Annotated in this window: 20 protein-coding genes; 8 read left to right on the forward strand and 12 right to left on the reverse strand. The window is 63.1% G+C overall.

Annotated features, from left to right (window positions below; all coding sequences use genetic code 11):
• Window positions 1-14: 14 nt before the first annotated feature.
• The 4 genes from ugpB (at window position 15) to ugpC (ending at window position 4,223) form a co-directional block, all read left to right on the forward strand.
• Window positions 15-1,325 carry a sn-glycerol-3-phosphate ABC transporter substrate-binding protein UgpB gene (gene ugpB, locus RQ479_RS27085; RefSeq protein WP_352467566.1) on the forward strand — a complete coding sequence of 437 codons (1,311 nt, stop codon included), beginning with the start codon at window positions 15-17 and terminating at the stop codon, window positions 1,323-1,325.
• 81 nt (window positions 1,326-1,406) lie between these two features.
• Window positions 1,407-2,291, forward strand: a complete 885-nt coding sequence (gene ugpA, locus RQ479_RS27090) for a sn-glycerol-3-phosphate ABC transporter permease UgpA (RefSeq protein ID WP_292656843.1) — start codon at window positions 1,407-1,409, stop codon at window positions 2,289-2,291.
• An 8-nt stretch (window positions 2,292-2,299) separates the two neighbouring features.
• Window positions 2,300-3,148 carry a sn-glycerol-3-phosphate ABC transporter permease UgpE gene (ugpE, locus tag RQ479_RS27095; RefSeq protein ID WP_353025270.1) on the forward strand — a complete coding sequence of 283 codons (849 nt, stop codon included), beginning with the start codon at window positions 2,300-2,302 and terminating at the stop codon, window positions 3,146-3,148.
• 7 nt (window positions 3,149-3,155) lie between these two features.
• Complete coding sequence (gene ugpC, locus RQ479_RS27100) at window positions 3,156-4,223, forward strand: sn-glycerol-3-phosphate ABC transporter ATP-binding protein UgpC (RefSeq protein ID WP_376703031.1); 1,068 nt, start codon at window positions 3,156-3,158, stop codon at window positions 4,221-4,223.
• A 48-nt stretch (window positions 4,224-4,271) separates the two neighbouring features.
• Here the strand turns inward: ugpC and RQ479_RS27105 are convergent, their stop codons facing one another.
• The 3 genes from RQ479_RS27105 to RQ479_RS27115 all read right to left on the reverse strand — a co-directional run bounded on the left by RQ479_RS27105 (window position 4,272) and on the right by RQ479_RS27115 (window position 8,111).
• Window positions 4,272-5,354 carry an ABC transporter ATP-binding protein gene (locus RQ479_RS27105; protein ID WP_376703032.1) on the reverse strand — a complete coding sequence of 361 codons (1,083 nt, stop codon included), beginning with the start codon at window positions 5,352-5,354 and terminating at the stop codon, window positions 4,272-4,274.
• On the reverse strand, window positions 5,351-6,934 hold the full coding sequence (locus tag RQ479_RS27110; protein ID WP_376703033.1) for an ABC transporter permease: 1,584 nt from the start codon (window positions 6,932-6,934) through the stop codon (window positions 5,351-5,353). The genes RQ479_RS27105 and RQ479_RS27110 overlap by 4 nt, the downstream gene beginning before the upstream one ends.
• 169 nt (window positions 6,935-7,103) lie before the next feature.
• Window positions 7,104-8,111, reverse strand: a complete 1,008-nt coding sequence (locus RQ479_RS27115) for an iron ABC transporter substrate-binding protein (RefSeq protein ID WP_376706023.1) — start codon at window positions 8,109-8,111, stop codon at window positions 7,104-7,106.
• Between the two features lie 202 nt (window positions 8,112-8,313).
• Between RQ479_RS27115 and RQ479_RS27120 the strand changes: the two genes are divergently transcribed.
• The gene (locus tag RQ479_RS27120; protein ID WP_352467572.1) at window positions 8,314-8,856 is read left to right on the forward strand and encodes a sigma-70 family RNA polymerase sigma factor; all 543 of its coding nucleotides are present in this window, start codon (window positions 8,314-8,316) and stop codon (window positions 8,854-8,856) included.
• A gap of 1 nt (window position 8,857) precedes the next feature.
• On the forward strand, window positions 8,858-9,496 hold the full coding sequence (locus tag RQ479_RS27125) for an NrsF family protein (RefSeq protein WP_376703034.1): 639 nt from the start codon (window positions 8,858-8,860) through the stop codon (window positions 9,494-9,496).
• A 9-nt stretch (window positions 9,497-9,505) separates the two neighbouring features.
• Here RQ479_RS27125 and RQ479_RS27130 read toward each other — a convergent pair whose 3' ends face one another.
• The 7 genes from RQ479_RS27130 to RQ479_RS27160 form a co-directional block, all read right to left on the reverse strand.
• A complete protein-coding gene (locus RQ479_RS27130; protein ID WP_023721073.1) occupies window positions 9,506-10,384 on the reverse strand; it encodes a 3-hydroxybutyryl-CoA dehydrogenase in 879 nt (292 codons plus the stop codon).
• A 114-nt stretch (window positions 10,385-10,498) separates the two neighbouring features.
• Window positions 10,499-11,428 carry an electron transfer flavoprotein subunit alpha/FixB family protein gene (locus tag RQ479_RS27135; RefSeq protein WP_292656754.1) on the reverse strand — a complete coding sequence of 310 codons (930 nt, stop codon included), beginning with the start codon at window positions 11,426-11,428 and terminating at the stop codon, window positions 10,499-10,501.
• 157 nt (window positions 11,429-11,585) lie between these two features.
• A complete protein-coding gene (locus RQ479_RS27140) occupies window positions 11,586-12,335 on the reverse strand; it encodes an electron transfer flavoprotein subunit beta/FixA family protein (RefSeq protein ID WP_352467575.1) in 750 nt (249 codons plus the stop codon).
• A gap of 208 nt (window positions 12,336-12,543) precedes the next feature.
• Window positions 12,544-13,347 carry a rhomboid family intramembrane serine protease gene (locus RQ479_RS27145; RefSeq protein ID WP_376703035.1) on the reverse strand — a complete coding sequence of 268 codons (804 nt, stop codon included), beginning with the start codon at window positions 13,345-13,347 and terminating at the stop codon, window positions 12,544-12,546.
• Window positions 13,348-13,372: 25 nt separating this feature from the next.
• Window positions 13,373-13,954 (reverse strand): cob(I)yrinic acid a,c-diamide adenosyltransferase, encoded by a 582-nt coding sequence (locus RQ479_RS27150; RefSeq protein ID WP_376703036.1) that lies wholly within the window; start codon window positions 13,952-13,954, stop codon window positions 13,373-13,375.
• 29 nt (window positions 13,955-13,983) lie between these two features.
• Window positions 13,984-14,175 carry a twin transmembrane helix small protein gene (locus tag RQ479_RS27155; protein WP_023677950.1) on the reverse strand — a complete coding sequence of 64 codons (192 nt, stop codon included), beginning with the start codon at window positions 14,173-14,175 and terminating at the stop codon, window positions 13,984-13,986.
• Window positions 14,176-14,198: 23 nt separating this feature from the next.
• Window positions 14,199-15,065, reverse strand: a complete 867-nt coding sequence (locus tag RQ479_RS27160; RefSeq protein WP_376703037.1) for an SDR family oxidoreductase — start codon at window positions 15,063-15,065, stop codon at window positions 14,199-14,201.
• 57 nt (window positions 15,066-15,122) lie between these two features.
• Here RQ479_RS27160 and RQ479_RS27165 point away from each other — a divergent pair, with 57 nt between their 5' ends.
• Window positions 15,123-15,977: a YihY/virulence factor BrkB family protein gene (locus RQ479_RS27165; RefSeq protein WP_292656768.1), complete on the forward strand. Its 855-nt coding sequence runs from the start codon at window positions 15,123-15,125 to the stop codon at window positions 15,975-15,977.
• Here RQ479_RS27165 and RQ479_RS27170 read toward each other — a convergent pair.
• Together RQ479_RS27170 and gluQRS are read right to left on the reverse strand one after the other, a co-directional pair.
• Window positions 15,944-16,834 carry a DMT family transporter gene (locus RQ479_RS27170; protein WP_376703038.1) on the reverse strand — a complete coding sequence of 297 codons (891 nt, stop codon included), beginning with the start codon at window positions 16,832-16,834 and terminating at the stop codon, window positions 15,944-15,946. The genes RQ479_RS27165 and RQ479_RS27170 overlap by 34 nt on opposite strands.
• 145 nt (window positions 16,835-16,979) lie before the next feature.
• Window positions 16,980-17,855, reverse strand: a complete 876-nt coding sequence (gene gluQRS, locus RQ479_RS27175; protein ID WP_376703039.1) for a tRNA glutamyl-Q(34) synthetase GluQRS — start codon at window positions 17,853-17,855, stop codon at window positions 16,980-16,982.
• Window positions 17,856-17,977: 122 nt separating this feature from the next.
• On the opposite strand from gluQRS, the gene RQ479_RS27180 reads away from it, so the two are divergent.
• On the forward strand, window positions 17,978-18,619 hold the full coding sequence (locus tag RQ479_RS27180) for a DNA-3-methyladenine glycosylase family protein (protein WP_376703040.1): 642 nt from the start codon (window positions 17,978-17,980) through the stop codon (window positions 18,617-18,619).
• The last annotated feature ends 38 nt before the right edge of the window (window positions 18,620-18,657 follow it).

The raw sequence follows: 18,657 nt of genomic DNA on the forward strand, positions 1-18,657 counted from the left end.
ACGGGAGATGAAACATGAAGTTCTTCGGCTTCGCGGCCGGTATTGCCGCCACCTTGACCCTGCTTTCCACCACCTCCGCCTTCGCCGTCACGCAGATCAGCTGGTGGCACGCCATGACCGGCGCCAACGCCGAGGTCGTCGCCAAGATCTCCAAGGATTTCAACGCCAGCCAGAGCGACTATGAGCTCGTTCCGGTGTTCAAGGGCACCTATCCGGAGACGCTGAATGCCGGCATCGCCGCTTTCCGCGCCGGCCAGGCGCCCGATATCCTCCAGGTGTTCGATGTCGGCACCGGCGTGATGATGGCGGCCGAGGGTGCGATCAAGCCGGTGGCCGATGTGATGACCGGCGCCGGGATGACCTTCGACAAGAGCCAATATCTGCCCGGCATCGTCGGCTATTATTCGAAGCCGGACGGCACCATGCTGTCGTTCCCCTACAACTCTTCCTCACCGATCCTCTACTACAACAAGGACATCTTCCAGAAGGCAGGCCTCGACGCGAACAATCCGCCCAAGACTTGGAACGAGGTGTGGGAAGCTGCCAAGAAGATCAAGACGAGCGGCGCCGCCTCTTGCGGCTATACCTCGACCTGGCTGACCTGGATCCATCTGGAGAATTTCGCGGCGTGGAACGACGTGCCTTGGGCCACTCAGCAGAATGGCCTGGCTGGCGGTGATGTCGAACTCAAGATCAATGCGCCGATTTTCGTCAACCACTTCAAGGCGCTCGCTGACCTGGCCAAGGACGGCACGTTCAAATATGGCGGGCGCACCTCCGAAGCCAAGCAGATATTCCTCGCCGGCGAATGCGGCATCTTCACCGAATCGTCGGGCGGCCTCGGCGATATCGTCAAGTCCGGCATGAACTATGGCATCGGCCAGCTTCCCTACGACAGCGACGCCAAGGGTGCCCCGCAGAACACGACGCCGGGCGGTGCCAGCCTGTGGGTGTTCGGCAACAAGTCGGACGAGGAATACAAGGGCGTTGCCGCCTTCTTTGCCTATCTGTCCAAGACTGATGTGCAGGAATATCTGCACCAGAAGTCGGGATACCTGCCGGTGACGCTCGCCGCATACGAGGCGACCAAGAAATCAGGCTTCTATGACAAGAACCCCGGCCGCGAGACACCCATCCTGCAGATGACCGGAAAGTCGCCGACCGACAACTCGAAGGGCGTGCGCCTGCCGAATCTGCCGCAGGTGCGCGATATCCAGAACGAGGAGCTGGAGAAGATGCTGGCCGGCCAGCAAACCGCCCAGCAGGCGCTCGACAATGCGGTCGTGCGCGGCAACGCCGCGATCAAGGAAGCCCTGGACAACTAACGAGACCATCCCGGTTAGTCGGTTGGAATATCGCCCGCGCGAGCGCGCGTGGGCGATGCCTGGATAGCGAGGGAAATCAGCCTGTCTGCACGCATCGTCTTTCCCAACAAGATCCTGCCCTACCTGCTGGTGGCACCACAACTCGCCATCACCCTGGTTTTCTTCTACTGGCCGGCCGGTCAGGCGCTTTACCAGTCGATGCTCAGGCAAGACCCGTTCGGGCTGAAGAGCAGGTTCGTCTGGTTTGCCAATTTCCGGAAGGTGCTGGCCGATCCGGCCTACCTCAACTCGATCAAAGTCACGGTGGTGTTCTCGCTTGCGACCGCGATCGTTGCCATGGTTGTGGCCCTGCTTCTCGCGGTCATGGCCGAGAAGGCCGTGCGCGGCAAAGGCCTCTACCGCACACTGTTGATATGGCCTTATGCCGTGGCGCCGGCGATTGCCGGCATGCTTTGGCTTTTTCTGTTCAACCCTTCGATCGGCTCGTTGGCCTATTTGCTGAGAAGCCTCGGCATCGCATGGGACCCACTGCTCAACGGCACCCACGCGATGATCCTGCTGGTGTCGGCTGCTGCCTGGAAGCAGATCAGCTACAATTTCCTGTTCTTCGTCGCCGGCCTGCAGGCGGTGCCGAAAACGCTGATCGAAGCGGCGGCAATGGACGGCGCCGGCGAAACCAAGCGCTTCTGGACCATCGTCTTCCCGCTGCTTGCGCCGACAACCTTTTTCCTGCTGGTCGTCAACACCGTCTATGCCCTGTTCGACACGTTCGGCATCGTTCATGCCGTCACCGGCGGCGGGCCGGGCAAGACGACCGAGACGCTGGTCTACAAGGTCTACAATGACGGCTTCGTCAATCTGATCCTGGGCGACTCGGCGGCGCAGTCGGTCATCCTGATGGCCATCGTCATCGCGCTCACAGCGATCCAGTTCCGCTATGTGGAACGCAAAGTCCATTACGGCTGAGGGCAGCGATGATCGGCCAGTCCCCGCTCCGCACCTTCATCGCCCATGCCGTGCTCATCCTTGGCATATTGATCGTGGCTTTTCCGATCTACTACACCTTCGTGGCCTCGACACACACGCTGCAAACGATCCTCAGGCCGCCGCTGCCGCTCTTGCCCGGCGGCCAGCTATTGAACAATTACAGCGAGGCGTTGTTCGGCGGCATTGGTCGTATCGGCGGGGTCAGCGTCGGCAGGCTGCTCCTCAACACCACGATCATGGCGCTCGGCGTCGCGGTGGGAAAGATCTTCATCTCGATCCTGTCGGCCTACGCGATCGTGTTCTTCCGCTTTCCGCTGCGCATGACCTTCTTCTGGCTGATCTTCATCACCTTGATGCTTCCAGTCGAGGTGCGCATCCTGCCGACCTACAAGGTGATGGTCGATCTCGGCATGATCGACACCTATGCCGGCCTGATTGTCCCGCTGATCGCCTCGGCCACCGCAACGCTGCTGTTTCGCCAGTTCTTCATGACCATACCGGGTGAATTGGTCGAGGCGGCGCGTGTCGACGGTGCCGGGCCATGGCGCTTCTTTTTCGATATTCTGGTGCCGCTGTCGCGGACAAACATCGCCGCGCTGTTCGTGATCCTCTTCATCTATGGCTGGACGCAGTATCTTTGGCCGCTGCTCGTCACCAACAGCAACGACATGAACACCATCGTCATCGCGCTGAGAAAGATGGTTTCCTTCGCCGATGCCGACACCCAATGGCACCTGGTCATGGTCACCGCGATGCTTGCAATCGTACCGCCGATTCTCGTCGTGGTGCTGATGCAACGCTGGTTCGTGCGCGGTCTGGTCGAATCCGAAAAGTGAGAAGCCGATGGCGACCGTCGATCTGAAGGACGTGAAGAAGGTCTATCCCAGCGGCGTCGAAGCCGTGAAGGGCGTCTCCATCGCCATTCCCGACAAGGAGCTTTGCGTGCTGGTCGGCCCGTCAGGTTGCGGCAAGTCCACGCTGCTGAGGATGATCGCCGGGTTGGAGACGATTTCGGCCGGTACGGTCGCCATCGACGGCAAGGTGGTCAACGCCATTGGCCCGACCGAACGCGACATCGCTATGGTATTCCAGAACTACGCGCTCTACCCGCACATGAAGGTCTATGACAACATGGCCTATGGCCTGCGCAACCGCGGCACGCCGAAGGACGAGATCGACAGCAGGGTACGCTCGACTGCCAAGGTACTGGAGCTTTCGGCGCTGCTTGACCGGCGCCCGCGCGAGCTTTCCGGCGGTCAACGCCAGCGTGTCGCCATGGGTCGCGCCATCGTGCGCAACCCGAAGGTCTTCCTGTTCGACGAACCACTGTCCAACCTCGATGCGAAATTGCGCGGGCAGATGCGCATCGAGATCAAGAATCTGCAGCGCTCGCTTGGCGTCACCTCGGTTTATGTCACGCACGACCAGCTTGAGGCGATGACGCTGGCCGACATCCTCGTCGTCATGAACGCCGGACTGGTCGAGCAGACCGGCGCGCCGCTTGATGTGTACGAGAAACCGGCCTCGACCTTCGTCGCTTCGTTCATAGGCGCACCGCCGATGAATCTGCTGGCGCTCACAGGGGCCTCCCCAAGCTCGGTATTGGCGGACGGTACGGTGATTGGCTTGGCGCCTCGACTGGGCAAGGCGTCGACACTCGGCTTTCGTCCGGAGGACGCCGATATCACCTTCGCGGCAGAGGCGCCGGCCGGCGCGCTCGCGCTGCCGGCGACAGTGGAAGCGGTCGAACCGGTCGGTGCCGAAAGCTTTCTCCATTGCGTGGCAGCCGGCAGCCGCATCGTGGTGCGCGTCTCAGGCCGCGCCACCGCAAAGCCAGACGACCAATTGCGCGTCGTGGCCAGGTCCGAAAAGCTGCATTGGTTCGATCAGGCGGGCAAACGGGTCGATTGAGATTGGTCTTTCATCCTGCCGAGCGGTGCTATGTGTGCGCAAAACCGTTCAGGCAAACACATGCGCGTTGCCCGACACGGTCAGCCGGACGATCTCGCCGATCGCCGGCGCGTCCATGCCCGGCTTGCGCAGGATCAACGGCGTGTTGCCGATGGCGGCGGCGTCGGGCGGATCGGGGCTGTTCAACAGACGCACCGCAATGGTGCACATCGAGCCGGCGAACTCCGATTCCGTCACCTCGCCGAACAGCATGTCCGGCGTGCCGGACATGCCTTCACGCGATGTACGTTTCAGCAACACCTGCTCCGGCCGCAGCATGATGCGGGCGACGTCGCGCCGCTCCGAGCTGTCGACGGCGATGCGGCCGAGCGGCGAGATGGCGAAGCCATCGGCGATCCTTGCCGGCAGGACGATGGCGTCGCCGAGGAACTCGGCGACCATCCTGTCCTTTGGCTTGAAATAGAGCTCACGCGGCGTGCCGACCTGCGAGAAGTTGCCGTCGCGCATCACCGCGACCTGGCTGGCGAATGACAGCGCCTCGGCCTGGTCGTGGGTGACCAGAATGGTGGTGATGCCGGCTGTTTCGAGGAGCTCGGCCACGGCCTTGCGCATCGAGGCGCGCAGGCCGGTGTCGAGCGCCGAGAATGGCTCGTCGAGCAGCATCAGCCGCGGCTTCATGGCCATGGCGCGGGCGAGCGCGACGCGCTGCTGCTGGCCACCGGAGAGTTCGTGCGGGCGGCGCTTCAGGATCCCTTTGTCCAGCCCGACGACATAGGCGAGCTCAGCGATGCGCTCACTGCGCTTTTCCTCGTGACGGCCCATGCCGAAGCCGATATTGGCGGCGATGCTCAGATGCGGGAATAGAGCGCCGTCCTGCGCCACCAGCCCGATGCCGCGGCGATGCGCCGGCACGGCCGTGTCGCCATCGGCCAGCACCTCGCCGTCGAGCACGATGCGGCCCTGGTCCGGCGCCTCGAAGCCGGCGATCAGCCGCAGCAACGTGGTCTTGCCGCAACCGGATGGCCCGACGATTGCCGTACGGCTGCCGCTGGCCACGCTGAGGTCGACGCCGGCAAGTGCTGCCACCGGGCCGTAGTGCTTGTGGATGCCGCTCAGCTCGAGAAAGCTCATCGCCCGGCCATCCGCTTCGACTGGACATAGAGCAGCCAGGTCAAGGGCAGCGACATCGCCACCATGATCAGGGCATAAGGCGCCGCCGACGCATAGTCGATCTCGCCGCTATAGGACCAGAACGCCATGGCCAGCGTGCGGGTGCCGTTGGGCGCCAGCATCTGGGTTGCGGTCAACTCATTCATGATGCCGAGCGCGACCAATGCCATGCCGGCCGCAGCACCCGGCGCCGACAAGCGGATCGTCGTCGACCACAGTGCCTTGAGCGGCGACCGGCCGAGGCTGGAGGCGGCGCGTTCGAGCTCGACCGGCGCCTGTGCGATCGACGCCCTGAGGCTAATCAGGGCGCGCGGCAGGAACATCAGCGCATAGGCAACCAATATGGTGAACAGGGTCTGGTAGAGCGGCATGGCGATACGCACGGCGATGGTGACCAGCGCCAGGGCGATGACAACGCCGGGCAACGCGCCGACGATATAGTTGCAGCCCTCCAAGACGCGTTGCAGCCGCCCCGGCGCGCGGATCGAGATCCACGCCATCGGCATTGCCGCGACGGTGGCGAGCAGCGCGCCGGCAATCGCCAGGAACAGTGTTTGGCCGAGCGCCAGGCCGATTTCGTCGAGCCGCCAGACATCGGCGCCGCCGGCCATGAGCCAGCGGCCGATAGTGACGAACGGCACCCCGAGCGCCAGCAGCGTGGTAACAGCGGGCAGCAGCAGGCAAGGAATGGTGGCGCGCCCAAGACTCGTGCGCTGCTGGTGGCGCGCAGCACCCGAGCCGACGCGGGCATAGCGCTCCTCGCCGCGCACCAGCACCTCCAGCCCGAGCAGCACGAAGCAGCAGGTCACCAGCACGCCGGCCAGCATGTTGGCGGCGGGACCGTTGAAGGTCGACTGAAACTGGTCGACGATCGCGGTGGTGAATGTATCGAAGCGGATGAACACGTAGAGCCCGTATTCGGCCAGGAGATGCAGGCCGACCAGCAGGGAGCCGCCGCAAATGGCGAGCCGGAGCTGCGGCAGCACGACACGCCTGAACACACGCCACGGGCCGAGACCGAGGGCTGCCGCTGCATCCTCGAGAGCGGGATCGAGCCGACGCAATGCCGCCGCCACCGGCAGATAGAGGAACGGGAAATAGGCGATGACCGACACAAGCACGCCGGCCCACAGGCCGTGCAGTCTGGGCACCATGGTGATCCAGGCGTAACTGTGGACGAAGGCGGGAATGGCGAGCGGCGCGACCGACAGCCAGGCCCATAAGCGGGCACCCGGCAGATCGCTGCGCTCGGTCAGCCAGGCCAGCGCCACCGACAGCCCGATCGAGATCGGCACCACCAGCACCACCAGCAGGCTGGTGTTGACCAGAAGTTCGCCGACGCGCGGCCTGAACACCAGCGCCGCCACGGTTTCCCAGCCGGTGTGCATCGCCACCCAGACGATGAAGGCAAGCGGCAGCAGCGCAACCAGCGAGACAAAGACGGCGGCCAGCGAAATCCATGAGACCGACCAACGACGTGCCCGCACGGCCGTGGTGTCGGCCGGCAAGCCTGGGCGTGCGAGATCGATCGCAGATTGCATCAGATCAGACGTTGTGCCAGCTCCGCCCGGAGGCGGAAACGATCGGCGGCGGATAATCTCGCGAGTAGCTTGTGGTCATAGGCAAATGCCATCTTGAAAACAGAGCGCTCCCGCGGAAAGCGAATTCCCACAGGAGCGCAGTCGGTTGCCCTTTTAGGACGAACGCCGGCTAAAGCAAGCCGGCCGCCGTCATCAGGTCGGTCACCTTTTTCGAGTTCAGCGTCGTCGCGTCGACTTTCGGCGCCTGCAGATCGGCCAGCGGCACCAGCTTCGGATTGGACTCGGCGCCCTTGCCGACCGCGTATTCGAAGGAATCGCCTGTCTTCAGCACGTCCTGGCCGCCCTTGCCGGTGACCCATTTCAGGAAAGCCTGCGCTTCCTTCGGGTGCTTGCTCGAGGCCAGCACGCCACCGCCGGAAACCGAGACGAAAGCGCCGGGATCCTGGTGCTTGAAATAGTGCAACTCGACGTTCTTGCTGTTCTCGCCGGTCTTGGCCTGATCGCCATAGTAGTAATAGTGATAGATCACGCCGCCTTCGACCTCGCCGCCATTGACCGCCTTCATCACCGTGCTGTTGCCCTTATAGGCGGTAAAATTCTCCTTCATCGCCTTCAGCCATTCGGCCGTCGCTGCCTCACCCTTGAGCTGCAGAAGCGCGCTGACGATCGCCTGGAAATCGGCGCCGGAGGGCGAAGCGGCCCAGCGGCCCTTCCAGCTCGGATCGGCGAGATCGAGCAGCGAGTTGGGCAGCTGGTCGGCGGTCAGCTTGGTCTTGTCGTAGGCAAAGACTGTGCTGCGCGCCGCGACGCCGACCCATTTGCCGCTCGCCGGCTGGTACTCCTGCGGAACCTGGGCCAGCGTCTCGGTGTCGACCGGTGCGAACAGGCCGGCCGCCTCGACCAGCGCCATGGCCGGCGAATTCTCCGTCAGGAATACGTCGGCGGGCGAAGCGCTGCCTTCCGCAACGATCTGATTGGAGAAATCGCTGTCGCCGCCATTGCGGACGGTGACCTTGATGCCGGTTTCCTTGGTGAATCCCTCCGCCCAGGCCTTGGTCAGGTTTTCGTGCTGGGCGTTGTAGACGACGATGCCCTCGTCCTCTGCTATTGCCGGGCCGGCGATCAGGCTGATTGCAAGTGCTGTCGCACCGGCAAGGGCGGAAAGAGCATACTTCATGGCGTCGTCCTCGATTTCGATGGTCTTTGGCTTTGCAAGCTGCACCTACCAATACCTGACTAGTGCAGTCAACATTGCTGGCCCACTCAATTGCTCAAAAGGAGCAAACTTTCGTGATGCTCAGCTAATTTGCCTTGGACATTATTTCGCCGGCCCCGTAACAAATCAGCGCCGAGACGCGAATATCGGGGAGTGAACTCTTGTGAGCGGCAAGGACGAAGCCGAGCTTTCACGGCTGCTGCGGGCCGCGATCGCCGGAGACGAAAGGGCCTATGCCGACTTTCTGCACCGGATCGCCGCGCTCGTTCGTGGCTTTGCCCGGCGCAAGATTGTGCAGGGCGGGGTGGATCCCGAGGATGTCGTGCAGGAAACCTTGCTGGCCATTCATGTGAAACGACACACCTGGCGCCGTGATGCGCCGGTGCTGCCTTGGGTCTATGCAATAGCCCGCTTCAAGCTGATCGATGCGTTCCGGCGGCGCGGCCGGCGGATCGAGGTCGAGATCGACGAAATCGCCGAGACCTTTGCCGAGCCGGAATCGGAGACGGTGAGCGAGCGCGACGTCAACCGGGCGCTCGACAGCCTGTCGCCGGCACAGCGTTCCGTCGTCTCGGCCGTATCGGTCGAAGGCCGGTCAATCGGTGAGACCGCGGCCAAATTCGGCATCAGCGAGACGGCTGTGCGGGTGTCACTGCACCGCGGGCTTGCCGCCATTGCCAAACGGTTCAGGGCGGGGCGGGAATAGCATGAGGACCGAAGATCTCGTCAAAGCGCTCGACGCCGATGCCCGCAGCAAGGCACTGCCGCTGGGCGCCGCCTGGTGGCTTGCCGCCGGCGCGGCCATCGTGATCGCGGCCGCGGTTTTCTGGCTGACGATCGGCCCCCGCCCCGACATTGCGATCGCCATGCACACGATGCGGTTCCTGTCCAAATTCGTCTTCACGATCGCTCTTGCCGCCAGCGCCTTTGTCCTGGTGCGTGCGCTGTCGACGCCCGGTGCACCGACCGGCCGGGCGGCAAGCTGGATGATCGCCGCGCCGCTGCTGGTGATTGTGGCCGTGATTCTCGAACTCCTCGTCGTGCCTGCGTCCGACTGGGGCACACGTCTGGTCGGGACGAACATGGTCATCTGCCTGACCTTCATTCCGTTGATCGGCATCGGCCCGCTTGCCGTCTTTCTCGCGGTGCTGCGTCATGGCGCGCCGACACGGCCAGTGCTTGCCGGAGCGGCCGCGGGCCTGCTTGCCGGCGGGCTGGCGGCGACCTTCTATGCGGCGCATTGCTTCGACGATTCGCCGCTTTTTGTCGGCACCTGGTATACGATCGCGATCGCCATCCTTGGCGTGTTGGGGGCGCTCGGCGGACGGCTTTTCGTGCGCTGGTAGCGATAGGGATCAGCGCGTCGGAACGGGATGCTCGCCGCGATAGTCGTAGAAGCCGCGCCCGGTCTTGCGGCCGAGCCAGCCGGCCTCGACATATTTGACCAGCAGCGGGCAGGGGCGGTATTTCGAATCCGACAGCCCATCATGCAGCACCTGCATGATCGACAGGCAGGTATCGAGCCCGATGAAATCGGCAAGCTGCAGCGGCCCCATCGGATGGTTGGCGCCGAGCTTCATGGCGGTATCGATGGCGTCGACCGAGCCGACACCTTCATAGAGCGTGTAGATCGCCTCGTTGATCATCGGCAGCAGGATGCGGTTGACGATGAACGCCGGGAAATCCTCCGAGACGGTGATCGTCTTGTCGAGCTGCTTTACATAGGTTTTTGCCGCCTCGAAGGTCTGGTCCTCGGTGGCGATGCCGCGCACCAGTTCGACCAGCTTCATCACCGGAACCGGATTCATGAAATGTATGCCGATGAAGCGTTCAGGGCGGTCGGTCTGCGAAGCCAGCCGCGTGATTGAGATCGATGACGTGTTCGTCGCCAGGATAGCCTCGGGGTTGAGCTGCGGGCAGAGCTGGGCATAGATCTTGCGCTTGACCGTCTCGTCCTCTGTCGCAGCTTCGATCACCAGATCGGCGCCCGCAAGGTCGGCCATGGCCGGTGCCGCCGAAATGCGCGCCATCGCCTCATTGCGCAGCTTTTCCTCGAGCTTGCCGGAGCCGACCTGACGGGCCATGTTGCCACTGACGGTAGCGATGCCCTTTTCGATGCGGTCGGGCGAAATATCGTAAACCAGCACCTTATAGCCCGCCAACGCCGACACGTGGGCGATGCCGCCACCCATCTGGCCCGCGCCGATGATGCCGATCGTCTCGATCTTGCTCATTACCCGATCCCGTCGAGGCCTTTGCGGCCCGTTTTTTGTGCAGTGCAAACTAAAAGGGCGGGGCGACTTCGTCTACCCCACCCCTCAGAATTTAATACGCTTTGGCAGAAGGCGTCAAAGCGCCTTTTGCAGTTCCGGCAGAATGACGAAGAGGTCACCGACAAGGCCGTAGTCGGCGACCTGGAAGATCGGGGCTTCCTCGTCCTTGTTGATGGCAACGATCACCTTCGAATCCTTCATGCCGGCAAGGTGCTGGATGGCACCGGAGATGCCGACGGCAATATAAAGGTCGGGCGCTACCACTTTGCCGGTCTGGCCGACCTGCCAGTCGTTCGGCGCATAGCCGGCATCGACGGCGGCGCGAGATGCGCCAACCGCCGCACCGAGCTTGTCGGCGACCGGCAGAATGACCTCCTGGAACTTCTCGGAGGAGCCCAGCGCCCGGCCGCCCGAGATGATGATCCTGGCCGAGGTCAGCTCTGGACGGTCGGTCTCAGAGAGCTTGTTCTCGACAAAGCTCGACAGGCCGGGATTGGCCGCCGCCTGGACCGTCTCGACCGGCGCGGAACCGCCCTCGGGTGCTGCCTGGAAGGAAGCAGTGCGCACTGTGATGACCTTCTTGGCGTCACTCGACTGCACCGTCTGGATGGCGTTGCCGGCATAGATCGGCCGCTTGAAGGTGTCGGGCGACACGACTTCGATGATTTCCGATATCTGGGCGACATCGAGCAGCGCCGCCACGCGGGGCGCGACGTTCTTGCCCGACGAGGTCGCCGGCGCGATGATCGTCTCGTATGGCTCAGCGAGCGAAACGACGAGTGCCGCCAGCGGTTCGGCGAGACGCTCGGTCAGTTCGTCGGCTTCGGCGAGCAACACCTTGCTCACGCCCTTGAGCTTGGCGGCGGCATCCGCTGCCGGCTTGGCACCTTTGCCGGCAACCAGCACATGCACGTCCGAACCGATCTGCAGCGCCGCCGAAAGCGCCTTGGCGGTCTGGTCGGAAAGCGCAGCGTTGTCGTGTTCGGCAATCAGAAGAATTGTCATCTCTTTATTCCTTGATCCACTTCAGTGGCGACGTTCGAATTCATGTCAGGCCGAGTCGAAAACGGTTGGGTTCGAGAACCGGAGCGGAGCGTACTTCAGTACGTGAGCACCGGAAGCGGAGAACCCTGCCGTTTGCAGGCCGGCATCACATGAATTCCTACAGCACGCCGGCTTCGTTCTTCAGCTTGTCTACCAGTTCGGCGACGCTCTTGACCTTGACGCCCGCCTTGCGGCCGCCCGGCTCCTCGGTCTTGATCACCCTCAGCCGCGGCTTGACGTCGGCGCCGTAGTCGGCAGGGCTCTTCTCGTCGAGCGGCTTCTTCTTGGCCTTCATAATGTTGGGCAGCGACGCGTAGCGTGGCTGGTTCAGCCGCAAATCGGCCGTGACGATTGCCGGCATCTTCAGTTCCAGCGTCTGCAGGCCGCCATCGACCTCGCGCGTCACCGTGGCCTTGTCACCGTCGAGCACGACCTTGGAGGCGAAGGTGCCCTGCGCCCAGCCGAGAAGTGCGGCCAGCATCTGGCCGGTCTGGTTGGAATCATCGTCGATCGCCTGCTTGCCGAGAATGACCAGGCCCGGCTGTTCTGCCTCTACGACGCCCTTCAGCACCTTGGCGACGCCCAGCGGCTCGGTCTGCTCGTCGGTCTTGACCAGGATGGCGCGGTCGGCGCCCATGGCGAGCGCGGTGCGCAAGGTCTCCTGTGCCTGCTGCGGCCCGATCGACACGACGATGATCTCTTCGGCCTTGCCAGCCTCCTTCAGCCGGATCGCCTCTTCCACCGCGATCTCGTCGAACGGGTTCATCGCCATCTTGACGTTGGCGAGTTCCACCGCCGAACCGTCCGCCTTCACCCGGACCTTGACGTTCGCATCCACAACCCGCTTCACGGGCACAAGGATCTTCATTTGCCTGTCACCTCTTTCACGATAGTCTCTTCACGCTCGTCGGGCGCGCTATAGCAGCGTGCACCTCTTCAGAGTTGTCGAAAGCCGACATTCCGGACGGAATTCTGGTCTTCGCCACGCCAGTAGGGTGGCGCTTCCGTAGTTGCGGCGACCTCGCGCGTCAATATCCGGGGCGCACTCGGATCTTCGGCGAAGCACTCAAATCGGTTCAGTCCGGACCGGAAACGGTCCCCCGGCCCCAGCGCGGCGCCGGCTGCGCAGGTTGTGGGTCGCTTGGCGCCGGCTCCACGGCTACGGGCACCGGACCGGCGACCACGGCCGGCTCCTCGTCTGCGCCGGCGAGTAGCGGTACGCCGCGGCTGCGCAAGACAAGCACCAGCACGGCTCCAGCGATGATGCCGCCGATATGGCAGGCCCAGGAAACCTGATCCTCGCCTCCCTGCGCGAACATGAAGATCTGGAACAGGATCCACAGGATGAGCGGGATGAAGGCCGGGATGCGCAACGGGATGCGTGCGAAGACCAGCACCCATACCTTCACTCGCGGATAAAGGATCAGGTAGGCAGCGACGACACCGGCGATGGCGCCCGACGCGCCGATCAGCGGCACTGGCGAATCCCAGGCAACCAGACCCTGGAAGAAAGCGCCGGCAATGGCGCAAAGCAGGTAGAAGACGAGGTAGCGGACGTGGCCGAGTGCATCCTCGACATTGTCGCCGAACACCCACAGGAACAGCATGTTGCCGCCGAGGTGGAAGATATCCGCGTGCAGGAAGGAATAGGTCAGATAACTCAGGCTTTCCGGAATGACGACAAATTGCGGAGCGAGCTCGACGCTGTCATGCACAACCGACGGGATGAAACCGAGGCCCAGCACCGCGGCGTTGGCGAAATCCTCGCCGCCCAGTGCGGTGACAAAGTAGACCAGCACGTTGAGCGCGATCAGGCTGATCGTCACATATTGCAGCTTGATGTGCCGCAGCCGGTTGGTGTCGTAAAGCGGGATGAACATCGGGCCTCTCCCGCTTCCGGCGGATTCAGCGGTTCTTGCCGGGAACCCATAGCACGTCGGCATTTCCATTGTCATTGACCGCGCGTGCGGCGACGAACAGAAAGTCCGAGACACGGTTGATGTATCTTATCGCCTCGCGGTTGACGTGCTCGTCTGGATCCTGCGACAGCGCCACCATGATGCGCTCGGCGCGGCGGGCCACCGTACGGGCGAGGTGAAGGGCAGCCGCTGCCGGCGTACCGCCGTTGAGCACGAAGGATTTGAGCGGCTCAAGGTCCTTGTTGAGGAGGTCGATATCCTGTTCGATGCGGTCGGTCTGCGAAGCGATGATGCGCAGCGGCTCGTAGTCGAGCGGCTTGCCATTGTCGGGGACTGCCAGATCGGCGCCGAGATCGAAAAGGTCGTTCTGGATGCGGCCGAGCATCGCATCGATCGCCGGATTTACCGCAGCTGTATGAATGCGGGCCATGCCGATGCAGGCATTGGCCTCGTCGACGGTACCGTAGGCCTCGATGCGAAGGTCGGATTTCAGCCGCCGCTCACCAGAGCCGAGGCCGGTGGTGCCATCGTCGCCGGTGCGGGTGTAGATCTTGTTGAGCTTGACCACGGGTTACCTCCCGGCTGGTGGCTGCTGCGTCACTTACGGGTGAAATACACCGCCAGCATGATCAGCACCAAGGCCACGAACTGCAACAGCACGCGCGTCTGCATCAGCTTGTTGGAGGTCATGCTGGAGCCGCCGCGCATCATGTTGATGAGGCCGCGGATCAGCACGATCACCACGGCGACCATGACGAGAACGGCGAGGATATTGAAGACGGTTGCCATGGTGTGTCCCAGTTGAATTGCGTTCAGGCGCGTTTGGCGAGCAGACGATAGAGTACCGATGACGGCAGGATGCGTTTGAGGATGGCGCCGATCCTGGCCGGCACCGTTACCACATAATGCGGGCGCGGGCGCCGCGACAGAAGCGCATGGTGCAAGGCGGCATAAACCACCTCCGGCCCGGGCTTCAGCCGCGATGTGCTGCCGCCGGCCCGCAGCCGTTTGAGTTGCGCCGCATAGGCGAGGCGATGAACGGAATTCTCGTGATCGATATTCGCCAGGAACCATGCGAGGCTGTTGCTGGCGATCTTCGATTTCACCGGCCCCGGCTCGATCAGCGAAACATGGATGCCGCTGCCGAGGAGCTCTTGATAGAGGGACAGCATCAGCCCTTCGATAGCGTGCTTCGATGCCGAGTAGGCGCCGCGAAAAGGCACCGGCGCAAGGCCGAGGATCGATGAGCAATGAACGAGACGACCATGGCCCTGGCGGCGCATCACCGGTACGACACGGCGAGTGAGATCATGCCAGCCAAAGACATTGGCCTCGAACTGCTGCCGTAAAGCCTCGACCGGCAGGTCCTCGACGGCGCCGGGCTGTCCGTAGGCGCCGTTGTTGAAGAGCGCATCGAGCCGGCCGCCGGTCCGTTCCAGCACCGACGCCACCAGCGCCTCGATCGATCCGGGCTCGGTGTAGTCCAGATAAAAGGCCTCGATGCCGTCGGCCTCTAGCGCGGCGATATCTTCGGGCTTTCGGGCCGTTGCGAACACCCGCCAGCCTTCCTTCTTAAGAGCATGGGCGCAATAGGCGCCTATACCGGAAGAGGCACCTGTGACAATGATGGTGCGCAACTCTTCTCCGCGAGGAATGGTGGTTTGACCTAGGGTTGTCATTTACCGCAAACCCTTCCCATATTCGCGGCGTCGGGACAATCGAAGGGAACGCGGTTCTTGTTGCGGAAGATCGTAGCCCTCAAACGCGTCCTCTACGACGCGCTCGGCCATTTCAACACCGACGACGGCTGGGCAATGGCCAGCCATCTGGCGATCACCGCGCTTATGGCGCTTTTTCCTTTCCTGATCTTCGCCACGACGCTGGCGAGTTTTTTCGGCGCACAGGCTTTCGCCGACACCGCCGTGCACCTTGTGTTCGACACATGGCCCGAGCAGATCGCCAAACCGATCGCGCGCGAAGTGCTCAACGTGCTTACCGTCCGGCGCAGCGACCTGTTGACCTACGGTATCGTGCTTGCCGGATACTTCGCCTCGAACGGCATCGAGGCGCTGCGCACTTCGCTCAACCGCGCCTATCGTGTCTCGGAAACGCGCGGCATCATCTACCGGCGAGTGCAGAGCATCATCTTCGTGCTGATCGCGACGGCCGGGTTTTTGGCGATCAGCGTGCTGCTGGTCTTCGCGCCATTGCTGGCACGGCTGGCCGAGTCGCATTTCGAATGGATAAAACCCTATATGGGCACGATCACGCTGTGGCGTTACGTCATCGCCTCGGTCGTCATCATCGGCGGCCTGTTCGCCGTGCATTTCTGGTTGCCGGCCGGCAAGCGCCGCTTCGTTTCGATCGTGCCTGGCATCATCTTCACGCTGGTCGGCTGGCTTATCGGGTCGACCATCTTCGCCGCCTATCTCGATCATTTCTCGTCCTATGTGACGACCTATGCCGGCCTCGCCTCGATCATGATCGCCGTCGTCTTTCTCTATATCGTCTCGGCGATCTTCATCCTCGGTGGCGAGCTCAACGCCGCGATCAGCCGCTATTTAGAGGCGCGTGCCCGCGTCGGCGGCTGAGCCGTCGCCAGCCCGACGCCGAGCGTCGCGATCGCCATTCCGGCGATCTGGAGCGGGCTCAATTGCTCACCAAACAATGCCCAGGCGATGACCGCGGTGACGGCCGGCACGAGGTAAAACAGCGAGGCGACCTTCGACATCTCGCCTTCGCGGATCATCACCATCAACAGGAAGATGGCGCCGATCGACAGTACCAGCACGAGCCAGGCCATGGCGAAGATCAACTCGCCGTTGACGACGACCGTCCGCGTCTCGAAGGCGAGCGAGGCCAGAGCCATCACCGATGCGCCGCCGACATATTGCCAGAACGTGGCAGCCACCAGATCGCCGCCGGAGGCGAAACGCTTCTGCCAGATCGTGCCGGCGCTCATGCCGAGTACGGAGACCAGCGAGGCGCCCAGTGTTTCGGCCGTCACGCCGCCGCCGAGCGCGCCGAGCTTCGGCCAGAGCACGATTACCACGCCGATCAACCCGAGGCCGAGACCGGCCCAGTGGCGCGGCAGGATGGCCTCGCCCAGAAGCCGGCCGGCGAGCACTGCCGTGATCAGCGGCTGCAACCCGACGATCAAGGCTGAAAGCCCGGCGGGCATGCCCCTGTGGATTGCCCAGAACACGCCGCCGAGATAGATGCCATGCATCAGGATGCCGGCACCGGTCGCGTGCAGCGCCTCATCGCGGGTGGCGCGGCTCGAACCAAGTGCGGCCATCAAAGCGACAAGCAGGATTGCGGCCAGGACAAAGCGCGCGGCCAGGAACGTAAAGGGCTCCGCCCACGGCATGGCATAGCGCGCGCCGATGAAGCCGGTCGCCCACAGGATGACGAAAGAGGCGGGGATGAACCGCTTGAGGCTGTGCATTTTCCGGAGGCCGCGATGAATTCGAGGATCGACTGCGGCGACTGCTTAATGCCGTTCGGGCCGGCAAGCAAAACCAAACGGTTGATCCATAGAGTCATTCGAATTGAAGGAGCGCCGTTGATGGCCGTCAGCTCACCGATCTAGTCTAGAGACCGACCAGCCGCTTGACATCGGCAGGCGATGCGCCCGCCTTACGCTGGGCGGCAACGCCGGTATCGCCAAGGCTCTTCGACAGTTTTCGTCCATCCGGGCCGAGGATCAGGCGATGGTGAAAATAGGCCGGCTGCGGCAGGCCAAGCAGTTGCTGAAGCAGCCGCTGCACGCTGGTCGCGGAATAAAGGTCCTGGCCGCGCACGACATGGCTGACGCCCTGCAGCGCGTCGTCCGTGGTGACGGCGAGATGATAGCTGGTCGGGATTTCGCGACGCGCCACGATCACGTCGCCCCAATCCTGCGGACGGGCTTCGACACGACGCGTCGCGGAGAGCGTCTCGTCCGTGTATTCGGCCCATGACAGGTCCTCGCCGGCGCGCGCCATTGCAGCATCGACGTCCAGCCGCCAGGCAAATGGCACATTTTCGGCGATGCGCCGCTTGCGTTCGCTCGCCGTCAACGCCTTGTCGGCGGCAGGATAGAGCGGCACGCCGTCCGGGTCGCGCGGCCAGTCGCGACCACGCCTCTCGCTGTCGGCGATGAAGGCGCGGATCTCACTTCTGCTCATGAAGGCCGGGTAGACAAGCTCTTCCTTGATCAACCGCTCGAGCATAGCGCGATATTCGGCAAAGTGCTCGGACTGGCGGCGCACCGGTTCTTCCCAGCCAAGCTCCAGCCATTTCAGGTCGCGAAAAATGCCCGCCTCGAATTCCGGCGTGCAGCGCGTCGTGTCGATATCCTCGATGCGCAGCAGCAGGCGTCCGCCCGTGGCCTTTGCCATTTTCTGGTTGAGCAGGCCCGAATAGGCATGGCCGAGATGCAGTTCGCCGTTCGGGCTCGGCGCGAAGCGGAATGTCAGCAGTGTCATTGTCCGGCGGCAATCGGGTTGTGCGGCGCTTTCGCCAATTGCTACTTTGCGCCGGCAGCGTCGCGCGTCCAGAGGGACGCGTGACGAAGCGTGCGGCACTTTTGATTTTGGAACAAGCAGACATGCAACGCATCGCCAACCTTGACGACATTGTAGAAGGCCTCGACGCGCTGTGCCTGCTTGATCCGCGCCTGGACAAGGTGCGCGGCATGGCCGGCGAAGTGCCGCTCAGGTTGTCGGAGCCGGGGTTCAGAAGCCTTGCTTCGATCGTCGTTTCACAACAAGTGTCCCGCGCGAGCGCCGACGCCATCTTCGGCCGGCTGACGAAACTGCTCGACCCGCTGACGCCGCAGGCGATTCTTGCCGCCGATGAGGCGATCTTTCGCGAGGCCGGGCTGTCGCGGCCCAAGCAGCGCGGCCTGATTGCCGTCGCCCAGGCGGTGGCCGACGGGCTCGACCTCGATCACCTCTGCCGGCTCGATGCAAGCGAGGCTATCGCCGTCATGACCAGGGTGCCGGGCATCGGCTCGTGGACGGCTGAAGTCTACCTTTTGTTTGCCGCCGGACACCCGGATATCTTTCCGGCGCGCGACGTTGCGTTGCAGAGCGCGGTCGGCCATGCGCTCGGCATCGACCCGCGTCCGCCGGAGAAAATGCTGATCCGGCTTGCCGAATCATGGAGCCCGTGGCGCGGTGTCGCATCGCGGCTTTTCTGGGCTTATTATCGCGAATTGAAGGGCAGGGATGCCGCGCCTCCGGCCTGAATCCGCAAAAAAGCATTGAAATCATACGTTTTTGAGAC

Source organism: Mesorhizobium sp. ISC25 (assembly GCF_042295465.1).
Classification (GTDB): Bacteria; Pseudomonadota; Alphaproteobacteria; order Rhizobiales; family Rhizobiaceae; genus Mesorhizobium.